The 11,242-nt window shown below is 67.8% G+C and carries 8 protein-coding genes; 4 read left to right on the top strand and 4 right to left on the bottom strand.

Translation table 11 applies throughout. From position 1 onward, the window contains the following. Positions 1-207: 207 nt before the first annotated feature. A complete protein-coding gene (locus EV665_RS20045; RefSeq protein WP_133035422.1) occupies positions 208-843 on the top strand; it encodes a glutathione S-transferase family protein in 636 nt (211 codons plus the stop codon). Between the two features lie 28 nt (positions 844-871). On the opposite strand, the gene EV665_RS20040 is transcribed toward EV665_RS20045, so the two are convergent. Then, positions 872-1,744, bottom strand: coding sequence for an AraC family transcriptional regulator (locus EV665_RS20040; RefSeq protein WP_133035421.1), 873 nt, complete (start codon positions 1,742-1,744; stop codon positions 872-874). Positions 1,745-1,926: 182 nt separating this feature from the next. Between EV665_RS20040 and EV665_RS20035 the strand changes: the two genes are divergently transcribed. After that, positions 1,927-3,600 (top strand): SulP family inorganic anion transporter, encoded by a 1,674-nt coding sequence (locus EV665_RS20035; RefSeq protein WP_133035420.1) that lies wholly within the window; start codon positions 1,927-1,929, stop codon positions 3,598-3,600. A 52-nt stretch (positions 3,601-3,652) separates the two neighbouring features. On the opposite strand, the gene EV665_RS20030 is transcribed toward EV665_RS20035, so the two are convergent. The 3 genes from EV665_RS20030 to recA all read right to left on the bottom strand — a co-directional run bounded on the left by EV665_RS20030 (position 3,653) and on the right by recA (position 9,087). Then, positions 3,653-4,879 carry a GGDEF domain-containing protein gene (locus EV665_RS20030; RefSeq protein WP_245507774.1) on the bottom strand — a complete coding sequence of 409 codons (1,227 nt, stop codon included), beginning with the start codon at positions 4,877-4,879 and terminating at the stop codon, positions 3,653-3,655. Positions 4,880-5,024: 145 nt separating this feature from the next. After that, entirely contained in the window at positions 5,025-7,685 is a 2,661-nt protein-coding gene (gene alaS, locus EV665_RS20025) for an alanine--tRNA ligase (protein ID WP_133035418.1), read from the bottom strand. Between the two features lie 313 nt (positions 7,686-7,998). Beyond that, the gene (gene recA, locus EV665_RS20020; RefSeq protein ID WP_064330012.1) at positions 7,999-9,087 is read right to left on the bottom strand and encodes a recombinase RecA; all 1,089 of its coding nucleotides are present in this window, start codon (positions 9,085-9,087) and stop codon (positions 7,999-8,001) included. A gap of 235 nt (positions 9,088-9,322) precedes the next feature. Between recA and EV665_RS20015 the strand changes: the two genes are divergently transcribed. Together EV665_RS20015 and EV665_RS20010 are read left to right on the top strand one after the other, a co-directional pair. Beyond that, complete coding sequence (locus tag EV665_RS20015; protein WP_133035417.1) at positions 9,323-10,270, top strand: carbohydrate kinase family protein; 948 nt, start codon at positions 9,323-9,325, stop codon at positions 10,268-10,270. Positions 10,271-10,304: 34 nt separating this feature from the next. Further along, a complete protein-coding gene (locus tag EV665_RS20010) occupies positions 10,305-11,231 on the top strand; it encodes a pseudouridine-5'-phosphate glycosidase (RefSeq protein ID WP_133035416.1) in 927 nt (308 codons plus the stop codon). Positions 11,232-11,242: the final 11 nt, after the last annotated feature.

Genomic DNA, 11,242 nt, shown 5'->3' with positions numbered 1-11,242 from the left:
TCGCGCTCCTCATCGGTCCCGACCAGCCGTGGCTCTCCACCACCGGCTTCCTCGACAAGATCGACGAGAACCTCAGGAAGGCCATGGCGGCCTGATCCAGAAAGACCAGGGAAAGCCCGGCCGAGCGCCGGGCTTTTTCGTTGCGGCCTCTTGCGGCGGGATCCGTCTGCCCTATCCTCCCGACCGCGCTTGCAAGAGGAGGACGGCATGGCCGAGGAACTGGTTTTCTATAGCAACCCGATGTCGCGCGGACGCATCGCCCGCTGGATGCTGGAGGAGGTCAGCGCGCCCTACCGCATCGAATGGCTGACCTTCGACGGCTCGATGAAGTCGCCGGAATTCCTGGCGATCAACCCGATGGGCAAGGTACCGACCATCCGCCACGGCGAGACCGTGGTGACGGAAGCGGCGGCGATCTGCGCCTATCTCGCCGATGCCTTCCCCGAAGCCGGCCTCGCCCCGCCGGTCGAGAAGCGCGGCGACTATTACCGCTGGCTCTTCTTCGCCGCCGGCCCGCTGGAAATGGCGGTCTCGCTGAAGGCCTTCGGCATCGAGGTTCCCAGGGAGCGCGAGCGCAGCATCGGCTGCGGCAGCTATGGCGCGGTGATGGACAGCCTGTCGCTGGCCGTCACGCGCCAGCCCTACATCACCGGCGAGAGCTTTACCGCCGCCGATGTCTATGTCGGCGCCCATATCAGCTGGGGCCTGCAATTCGGCTCGCTGGAGCCCCGGCCGGAATTCAAGGCCTATTGGGACCGCCTGAAGGAGCGGCCGGCCAGCAAGCGCGCGACCGCCCTCGACGACGAGGAGATGCACCGCCAGCTCCAGGCGGCCAAGGGTTAGGGCGGGCTTACCGCCCGCCCCCTGCCGTTCAGGCCGCGGCTTCGGCCGCCGGCTGGAGCGGCAGGCAGATTTCCGTCAGAAGCTCGTTCGGCGGCACCTCGCGCGGATTGTTGAGATAGGCCTCGAACATCACCTCGTCGCGGATCGAGCGGCCGGACGCCGGCAGCCATGTGCCGTAGAGCCAGCGATAGGCCACGCCCATATCGGCATAGGGGCCCTGGTGGCGCAGCACCGCATGGTCGCCGCCTGCCAGCGTTCGGCGCACGAGCGGCGCCTCGGCGGGAACGTCCTCGCCCGCCGTCACGCAGGCGAAGGAACGAAGCTCCTCCTCCGCCACGAGATCGGGATCGTCGAGGAAGACGCCGATCATGCGCATGTCCGGGCGGAAGAGGTTGCGCGAGAAGAGCGTGCCATGGAGCGTCTCGAAGGCCTTGCCGATGCCCATATAGGACCCGGTATGGGCAATGGCGAGCAGGCTCTGCCCGGGGATGGTGCGGATGGTCACGTCGAACATGCGGGAAGACTCCTTGGCGTTTTCGGGTTCGTAGGCGCGGTGGGAGCCCTCCCTGCGGTAGCGTGCCGGCGGCAGGCCGTAGGCGGCCGCAAAGACACGCGTGAAGGACTGGAGGTTGGGATAGCCCCAGCGCGCGGCGATGTCCCGGACGGTGCGGTCGCTGCGCACCAGGTCGCCCGCCGCACGGTGCAGACGCAGCCGGCGGACGGTCGCCGCCAGCGTCTCGTTGTGCACGGCGCGGTAGACGCGGTGCCAGTGATGGGCCGAAAGGCAGGCGATCTCCGGCAGCCGGTCGAGGTCGAGATCCTCTTCCAGATGCTCGTGGATATAGGCGGAAACCCTGAGCAGGCGTTTCTCATAGGCCGCCCAGATCTCGCTCTCGCTCATGCCGTTTCCCTCTCGCCGGAACGCATTCAACCAAGCACGAAGCGATTTCACAAATCCTGCGCTTCTGCCGTGCCCTGCAATTTATGCATGGCCTTGCCTTGTGCCATTGCAAAAACGGGCGACTCGGCGTGAGATGCCGTCGCCGGCCCCTTTCCTTCTTCCTCCGGCCTTCCGAGGCACCCATGACCGATACCTTGACGCCGAAGCTCGCCACCGTTTTCGCGGAGGGCTATGGCCCCGCGCGTTTCAAGGCCGATGCGCTGGCCGGCCTCACGGTGGCGATCGTCGCGCTGCCGCTGTCCATGGCGATCGCCATTGCCTCGGGCGTGACGCCCGATCGCGGCCTCTACACCGCCATCATCGGCGGCTTCCTGGTTTCCGCGCTCGGCGGCAGCCGCTTCCAGGTGGGCGGGCCGGCCGGCGCCTTCATCGTGCTCGTCTCGGCCACGGTCGCCCGCCACGGCGTCGAGGGCCTGCTGCTCGCCACGCTGCTCTCCGGCCTCTTTCTCGCGCTGGCCGGCTATCTCAGGCTCGGCAAATACATCAAGTTCATCCCCTATCCCGTCACGGTCGGCTTCACGGCCGGCATCGCGCTCATCATCTTCGCCAGCCAGATCGGCGAACTGTTCGGCCTGAAGCTGGACGGGCGCGAGCCGGGACCGATCGTCGAGAAGCTCGAAGCGCTCTGGGCCGCCCGCCCCACCTTCAACCCGGCCGCCTTCGGCGTCGCCGGGCTCACCATCGCCGTCATCCTGCTTTTGCGCCGCTTCCGCCCGAGCTGGCCGAACCTGCTCATCGCCGTCACCATCGCCTCCTTCGCCACCGCGCTTCTCTCCCTGCCGGCGGACACGATCGGCACCCGTTTCAACGGCATTCCGCGCGGCCTGACGCTGCCGGCGCTGCCCTCCTTCTCGCCCGACCTCGTGCTCGCCGTGCTGCCGGACGCCGTCGCCTTCGCGCTGCTCGGCGCCATCGAATCGCTGCTCTCGGCCGTCGTCGCCGATGGCATGACGGGGCGCAGGCACCGCTCCAGCATGGAACTGGTCGCCCAGGGGGTCGCCAATGTCGGCTCGGCGCTGTTCGGCGGCATCTGCGTGACGGGCACCATCGCGCGCACCGCCACGAACGTGCGCTCCGGCGCCACCAGCCCGGTCTCCGGCATGCTGCACGCGCTCTTCCTCCTGCTCTTCATGCTCGTCGCCGCACCGCTCGCCAGCTATATCCCGCTCGCCGCGCTTGCCGGTGTGCTGGCGGTCGTCGCGTTCAACATGGTGGAGCGCCCGGCCATCGCCGCCCTCTTCCGCTCCTCGCGCGGCGATGCGGCGGTGCTCGTCGTCACCTTCCTGCTCGTCGTCTTCCGCGACCTGACGGAGGGCATCGTCGTCGGCTTCCTGCTCGGCGCGGTGCTGTTCATCGACCGCATGGGCAAGTCCGTCGATATCCGCGAGGAGACGGTGCCGCGCGTCGTGCGGGCGATCGAGAATGCCGGCGAGGACAGTGGCCTGCCCGAGCGGCCGGTCGCCGGCGACGATCCGGACACGGTGATCTACCGCATCAGCGGCGTCTTCTTCTTCGGCGCGGCGGCCAGCGTCGGCACGGTGCTCGACCGCATCGCCGACCAGCGGCGCAACTTCGTGCTCGACTGCTCCGACGTGCCGCTGCTCGATTCCACCGCCGCCAGCGTCATCGAGGGCCTGGTGCGCAAGGCCGAGCGGGCCGGCGTGCGCGTCTTCATCACCGGGCTTAAGCCCGACATGCGCCGCCTGCTGGAAGCCCACGAGCTGCACGCCCCGCGCGTCACCTTCGCGGCGACGGTGGAGAGCGCGACGAACGAGATCGCGGCGGCGGCGCACTGAAGCGCGCCCGCGCAAAGGCGTGCGGCGGTTTGCGAGAACGACAGGCGGAAGATCAGGGCGCGACGCTGAAAGAGCGCGACGCGCCCTCGCCGGCGCGGGCGATGTCCGCGGCGGTGGAGGCTCTCATGCGCCCGGCGACATCGGCAAGCCCCAGCGAAGGCGCCGCGCGCTTCACCCGGTTGCGGCCGGCCTCCTTGGCCGCATAGAGCGCGCCGTCGGCAGCCGAATGCAGACGGTCGAAATCCGGCCCGAAGGTCGCGACATCGGCAAGGCCGATGCTGACCGAGACCGCGATCTCCTGGTCTCCGGCAGGCACCGGCAGGGCCTCCACCGCGCGCCGCAGCCCTTCGGCAAACGGCTCGGCGGCGGCCACATCGCGCCCTGGCGCGAAGAGCGCGAATTCCTCGCCGCCGAAGCGGCAGAACAGCATGCTCGCCTCCAGCCGGGCGGCGACCTGCGCGGCGAACCGTTTCAGCACGAGATCGCCGGCGACATGGCCGTAGGTGTCGTTGATCGCCTTGAACCGGTCGAGATCGAAGATCATCAGCGTGCCCTGCGGCCGGTCGGCCAGCAGCTTCTGTATGTCGTCCAGGAACGAGCCGCGATTGGCGATGCCGGTCAGCGCATCGGTGCGCGAGGCCTGGCGGTAGAGCGCCTCGCCCCGCTCCTTGATCAGCACCAGCATGGCGACGGCGGCCAGGATCGTGTGGGCGAAGAGCTCCAGCGAGAAGAGCGCGAACCAGGCGGAATAGGCCGTGCCGTGGCCGAACGCCGTGGGCAGGACGATCGCCATGGGAATGCGCAGGCCATAGATGATACCGTGGCTGACGAAGAAGGCCGCGGCAAGCATGCGGGTCGGCAGCGGCTCGGTGCGGCGCCCGCGCCAGATGTCGACACCGATCCACAGGCAATAGGCGGTGATGATGATCGAGCTGACGATGATGCGGTTGTTCACATCCTCCGACACCTGCGGGACGAGAAGATAGACGCAGCTCCAGAGGACGGGACCGGCCAGAACGACGGAAAGATAAACGCGGCGGCGATCGAAGACGCGGAAGCCGGCCCACATGAACGCATAGCCGAAGGCAGCGAGCGCATTGCCGAGGCCGACGGTCAGGAGGGGCAGGCCCATGGGACGCAGCGCGAACAGCAGCGTGCAGAGCGAGCCGACCCACATGGACAGGCACCAATAGCCGGCCGCCCTGTGCCGCCGGTCGGTCAGCCAAACCTGCAGCATGAAGATCCCGACGGCGGTCGTCGCCAGGAAGGTACAGACCATCAAGGTTGAAATACTGATGAAGTCTTCAATCAAAACAAGCACTCCGCTCGCGCAGAATGCTAGGGGCAAACCCTGAAGACTTCGCAAACAAAAGCGGCGGACCGAAGCCCGCCGCCGTGATCCTTTCGCGTTCCGGCCGGACCGATCAGCCGGCGATGGCGCCGGCGACCGCCTCGATCGCATCGCCCGCTTTGGCGCCATCGGGGCCGCCGGCCTGCGCCATGTCGGGACGCCCGCCGCCGCCCTTGCCGCCGAGCGCTTCGGAGGCGCGGCGCACGAGATCGACGGCGCTGAAGCGGCCGGTCAGATCTTCCGTTACGGCGACCACGGCGCTCGCCTTGCCATCGGCCGAAACGCCGACGAAGGTGACGATGCCGGAGCCGAGGCTCTTCTTGCCGTCGTCGGCAAGGCTCTTCAGGTCCTTCGGCTCGACACCGGTGACGACCTTGCCGAGATATTTCACGCCCGCCACCTCGCGGACGCCGTCATCGCCGCCGGCAGTGCCGCCCGACAGCGCCAGCTTCTTCTTCGCCTCGGTCAGCTCGCGTTCCAGCTTGCGGCGTTCCTCGACCAGCGCCTCGACGCGGGCGAGCACGTCGCCCGGCTGCGCCTTCAGCGTCGTGGCGAGCGCCTTCACGCGCTCGTCCTGTTCGGCAAGGTAGGCCCGGGCCGCTTCGCCCGTCAGTGCTTCGAGGCGGCGCACGCCGGAGCCGACCGCGCTTTCGGAGAGGATGCGCACGAGGCCGATCTCGCCGGTCGCCGACACATGCGTGCCGCCGCACAGCTCGACCGAATAGGGCCGGTTCGCCTTGGCGCCGCGCAGGCCGGTGCCCATGGAGACCACGCGCACCTCGTCGCCGTATTTCTCGCCGAAGAGCGCCATGGCGCCTTCCGCGATCGCATCGTCCACCGTCATCAGGCGGGTGGTGACCGGGGCGTTCTGCACGATGATCTCGTTCGCCATGTCCTCGATGACGCGCAGTTCCTCCGCCGACATGGGCTTGGGATGCGAGACGTCGAAGCGCAGGCGCTCGGGCGCGACCAGCGAACCCTTCTGGGCGACGTGGGTGCCGAGCACCTCGCGCAGCGCCTCGTGCAGGAGGTGGGTGGCGGAGTGGTTGGCGCGAAGGCGCGCGCGGCGGGCGTGATCGACGGCGAGCGCGACCGCATCGCCGACCTTGATCGTGCCTTCCTCGACGACCGCGCTGTGCACGAAGACGCCATCGCCCTTCTTCTGCGTGTCGGTGACCCGCAGGCGCGCCGCATCGGTGGTGATCGTGCCGGTATCGCCCATCTGGCCGCCCGATTCGCCGTAGAACGGCGTCTGGTTCAGCACCAGTTGCACCGTGTCGCCGGCCGCGGCCTGATCGATGGTCTTGCCCTCGCGCACGATCGCCTGGACGACGCCCTCGGCCGTCTCGGTGTCGTAGCCGAGGAATTCGGTCGCGCCGAGCTTCTCGCGCAGCTCGAACCAGACGGTTTCCGTCGCCGCCTCGCCGGAGCCGGCCCAATGGGCACGCGCTTCCGCCTTCTGGCGTTCCATCGCGTCGGTGAAGCCGGTGAGGTCGACGCCGATGCCGCGGCCGCGCAGCGCGTCCTGCGTCAGGTCGAGCGGGAAGCCGTAGGTGTCGTAGAGCTTGAAGGCGGTCTCGCCGTCGAGCGTGTCGCCCTTGTGCAGCGTCGTCGTCGCGTCGGACAGCAGCGTCAGGCCGCGCTCCAGCGTGGTGCGGAAGCGGGTTTCCTCGAGCTTCAGCGTTTCGGAGATCAGCGCTTCGGCGCGCTGCAGCTCCGGATAGGCGCGGCCCATCTCGCCGACCAGCGTCGGCAGCAGCTTCCACATCAGCGGCTCCCTGGCGCCGAGCAGTTGCGCATGGCGCATGGCGCGGCGCATGATGCGGCGCAGCACGTAGCCGCGGCCATCCTTGGCCGGCAGAACGCCGTCGGCGATCAGGAAGGCGGCGGAGCGCAGGTGGTCGGCGATGACCCGGTGGCTGGCGCGGGCCTCGCCCTCGGCCGGAACGCCGGTCGCCTCGACGGAGGCCTCGATCAGCGCGCGGAAGAGGTCGATGTCGTAGTTGTCATGCTTGCCCTGCAGCAGAGCCGCGATGCGCTCCAGGCCCATGCCGGTGTCGATCGACGGGCGCGGCAGGTCGACGCGCTCTTCCTTCGTGATCTGCTCGAACTGCATGAAGACGAGGTTCCAGATCTCGATGAAGCGGTCGCCGTCCTCCTCGGGCGAACCGGGCGGGCCGCCCCAGATATGGTCGCCGTGGTCGTAGAAGATCTCCGAACAGGGACCGCACGGGCCGGTATCGCCCATCGCCCAGAAATTGTCGCTGGTCGGGATGCGGATGATGCGGTCGTCGGCGAGGCCGGCGATCTTCTTCCAGAGGTCGAAGGCCTGGTCGTCCGTATGGTAGACGGTAACGAGCAGGCGGTTCCTGTCGATGCCGAATTCCCTGGTGATCAGGTTCCAGGCGAGTTCGATCGCGCGCTCCTTGAAATAATCGCCGAACGAGAAGTTGCCGAGCATCTCGAAGAAGGTGTGGTGGCGCGCGGTGTAGCCGACATTGTCGAGGTCGTTGTGCTTGCCGCCGGCGCGCACGCATTTCTGTGCGGTGACCGCAGTGGAATAGGGACGCGATTCCAGGCCCGTGAAGACGTTCTTGAACTGCACCATGCCGGCATTGGTGAACATCAGCGTCGGGTCGTTGCGCGGCACGAGCGGACTGGACGGCACGACCTCGTGGCCGTTCTTTCGGAAATAGTCGAGGAAAGTCGACCGGATCTCATTCACGCCGCTCATATCGCGTCCTTCATCTGTGCCCTTTTGCGCCGGAAGACCGGCGCATCACCCACCCAATATCACTGCAACGATGGCGAAACCGCCTCGCCGGCCGGAGTGCCCGCCCGGAAGACCCCTCAAGGTCGCCCTTCCGCGAATTCCGTCGAAACTGCCCGCGCCTGCCGCCTGGATGCGGAAAGGTCGAAAACCTTGGCGCGCGCGAGAACTGAAGGCTTTTATCGCCCGCCTCGGCCCCTGTCCAGACATCAAAAAACCGGCCTTCCGCGAAGAAGAGGCCGGTCTTTCATGTTTTTGCGAAAACGTTGCGCGGCGATTACAGGCCGGCCGCGTCGTCGGCGTCGTTCGGATCCGGCCCGCCGTTCTCCAGGAAGCGGTCGGCGATCAGGCCGGCATTCTGGCGCAGCGCCATCTCGATCTCGCGGGCGAGATCCGGATTGTCGCGCAGGAACGTCTTGGCGTTCTCGCGGCCCTGGCCGAGGCGCTGGCTGTTGTAGGAGAACCAGGCGCCGGACTTCTCCACGATGCCGGCCTTGACGCCGAGGTCGATGAGCTCGCCGGTCTTGGAGACGCCCTCGCCGTACATGATGTCGAACTCGACCTGCTTGAAGGGCGGGGCCATCTTGTTCTTGACGACCTTGACGCGCGTCTGGTTGCCGATCACCTCGTCACGTTCCTTGACGGCGCCGATGCGGCGGATGTCGAGGCGGACGGAAGCATAGAACTTCAGCGCGTTGCCGCCCGTCGTCACTTCCGGCGAACCGTAGACGACGCCGATCTTCATGCGGATCTGGTTGATGAAGATCACCATCGTGTTGGACTTGGAGATCGAGGCGGTGAGCTTGCGCAACGCCTGGCTCATCAGGCGCGCCTGGAGGCCCGGCAGGCTCTCGCCCATCTCGCCCTCGATTTCGGCGCGCGGCGTCAGCGCGGCGACCGAATCGACGACCAGCACGTCGATCGCGCCGGAGCGCACCAGCGTGTCGGTGATTTCGAGCGCCTGCTCGCCGGTGTCGGGCTGCGAGATCAGCAGGTTCTGGAGATCGACGCCGAGCTTGCGGGCATAGACCGGGTCGAGCGCGTGCTCGGCATCGACGAAGGCGCAGATGCCGCCCGTCTTCTGGGCCTCGGCGATGGTCTGCAGCGCCAGCGTTGTCTTGCCCGAGCTTTCCGGACCGTAGATCTCGATGATGCGGCCCTTGGGCAGGCCGCCGATGCCGAGCGCGACGTCGAGGCTGAGCGAGCCCGTCGACACCGTCTCGATCTCGACGACGCTGTCCTTCGAGCCGAGCTTCATGATGGAGCCCTTGCCGAAGGAGCGCTCGATCTGGGAGAGTGCCGCTTCGAGTGCCTTGCTTTTATCCACTGCTTTATCCTCTACGAGCCGCAAAGTGTTCTGTGCCATTTGGTCCACCTTTAGGTTATTGAAGCAAGACAGGCAACGAAGCCGTCGATGAAAGCTATGTACACATTTTGTTCTCTTCTTGCAAGGTCCATTCATCCATTTGAATGATTTCGTGAATCGAGCGTGTGTTCTCTTTTCGTTTGCGACTGCTGAAAGCCATGGCGGAACAAGGATGTACCCGCGCGGGCGCTTCGCTCTTGCCGGCGAATCGCGCCCACGGGAATGAAGGAAGACGATGACGGGAAAGACGATACTGGTGATGGGCGGCGCCCATGTGGACAGGCGCGGGCGCATCGCCGGCGAGACGGCGCCGGGGGCGAGCAATCCCGGCGCCTGGTTCGTGGAAGCGGGCGGCGGCGCCTTCAATGCGGCGCGCAACCTGGCCCGGCTCGGCCGGACGGTGCGGCTCGTCTCGCCGCGCGGGGGCGATGCGGACGGCGCCATCGTCGCGGCGGCGGCGGAGGCGGCAGGCGTCGAGGACACGCCCTTTACCTTCCTCGACCGGGCGACGCCGAGCTATACGGCAATCATCGAGCGGGACGGCAACCTCGTCATCGCGCTGGCGGACATGGAGCTCTACCGCCTGTTCTCGCCGCGCCGCCTGCAGCAGCGGGCGATGCGCGAGGCGGTCGCGGCGGCGGGGCTGATCCTCACCGATGCCAACCTGCCGGCCGAGACGCTGGCGGCCATGGCGGCGGCGGCGCGGGCGGCCGGCGTGCCGATCGCCGGCATCGCCATTTCGCCGGCCAAGGTGCCGCGCTTTGCGGCAAGCTTCTCCGCCCTCGCCTTCCTGTTCATGAACGAGGCGGAGGCGCGCACGCTGGCGGGCGTCGCGCCGGAAGACCCGGCCGACTGGCCGAAGGCGCTCCGCGCGGCCGGCCTTTGCGCCGGCGTCGTGACGCGCGGCGGCCGGGGCGTCGTCGCCTTCGATGCGGAAAAGGCCGTGCTCGTCACGCCGCCGGAGGCGCCCGCGCTCGCCGATGTCACCGGGGCGGGCGATTCGCTCGCCTCCGGCTTCCTCGATGCCTGGATGGCCGGCCACGATATCGGCGAGGCGCTGCGCCACGGGGTCGCCGCCGCGGCGATCACCGTGCGTTCGCCGCTTGCCGTCGCCGAAGAAATGTCGCAGGCGGCGCTTCAGGCCGCACTTTCCCTTGTGCCGGAGGCCGAAGGGATGGCATGAGACTTTTTTGCCGAAATTCCTGCAAGGACACCGCATGACCAGACCCGTTTCCGCCCTCCTGCCGATGCAGTATTCGGACGAAGTCGCCGCCGCCAAGGCCCGCGGCGCGCCGATCGTCGCGCTCGAATCGACGATCATCACCCACGGCATGCCCTATCCGGGCAACCTGAACATGGCCCGCAGCGTCGAGCGCATCATCCGCGAGGAAGGCGCCGTGCCGGCGACGATCGCCGTCATCGACGGCATCCTGCATATCGGCCTCGACGATGCGCTGCTGGAAGCTTTGGCGCAGACCGAGGGCGCGATGAAGCTCTCGCGCGCCGACCTTGCCTTCGCGATCGCCGAGCGCCGCACCGGCGCGACGACCGTGGCGGCGACGATGATCGGCGCGGCACGCGCCGGTATCAAGGTCTTCGCGACCGGCGGCATCGGCGGCGTGCACCGCAAGGCGGAGGAGACCTTCGACATCTCCGCCGACCTCGACGAATTGTCGCGCACCGGCGTGATCGTGGTCTGCGCAGGCGCCAAGGCGATCCTCGACATCCCCAAGACCCTGGAAGTGCTGGAGACGCGCGGCGTGCCCGTCGTCACCTATGACAGCCCGAACTTCCCGGCCTTCTGGTCGCGCGATTCGGGCCTGAAGAGCCCGCTGACGCTGAACAGCCCGGCGGCCATCGCCAATTTCCAGAAGGTGCGCGACCAGCTCGGCGTCGACGGCGGCATGCTGATCGCCAATCCGGTGCCGGAGGCCGACGAGATCGAACGCGAGGAGATGGAGATCTACATCGCCCGCGCGCTCGACAATGCCGAACGCGACGAGATCGCCGGCAAGGCCGTGACGCCCTACCTGCTCGACAGCCTGTTCCGCCTGACGGACGGCCGCAGCCTCAAGACCAACATCGCGCTCGTCGAGAACAATGCGCGGCTGGCGGCGGAAATCGCCGTGGCCCTGGCGGACTGAGCCGTCCCGGC

The sequence above is a fragment of the Shinella granuli genome (assembly GCF_004341885.1).
Taxonomy (GTDB): Bacteria; Pseudomonadota; Alphaproteobacteria; order Rhizobiales; family Rhizobiaceae; genus Shinella; species Shinella granuli.
Note: the sequence above shows the minus strand (reverse complement) of the source record. Positions and strands in the feature narration are given on the sequence as shown.

Bases quoted from the DNA above. Each gene is read 5' to 3' on its own strand.
- EV665_RS20040 (WP_133035421.1), bottom strand. From the start codon at position 1,744: ATGAGCGAGAGCGAGATCTGGGCGGCCTATGAGAAACGCCTGCTCAGG.
- EV665_RS20010 (WP_133035416.1), top strand. From the start codon at position 10,305: ATGACCAGACCCGTTTCCGCCCTCCTGCCGATGCAGTATTCGGACGAA.
- alaS (WP_133035418.1), bottom strand. From the start codon at position 7,685: ATGAGCGGCGTGAATGAGATCCGGTCGACTTTCCTCGACTATTTCCGA.
- EV665_RS20045 (WP_133035422.1), top strand. From the start codon at position 208: ATGGCCGAGGAACTGGTTTTCTATAGCAACCCGATGTCGCGCGGACGC.
- EV665_RS20030 (WP_245507774.1), bottom strand. From the start codon at position 4,879: ATGGTCTGTACCTTCCTGGCGACGACCGCCGTCGGGATCTTCATGCTG.
- recA (WP_064330012.1), bottom strand. From the start codon at position 9,087: ATGGCACAGAACACTTTGCGGCTCGTAGAGGATAAAGCAGTGGATAAA.
- EV665_RS20015 (WP_133035417.1), top strand. From the start codon at position 9,323: ATGACGGGAAAGACGATACTGGTGATGGGCGGCGCCCATGTGGACAGG.
- EV665_RS20035 (WP_133035420.1), top strand. From the start codon at position 1,927: ATGACCGATACCTTGACGCCGAAGCTCGCCACCGTTTTCGCGGAGGGC.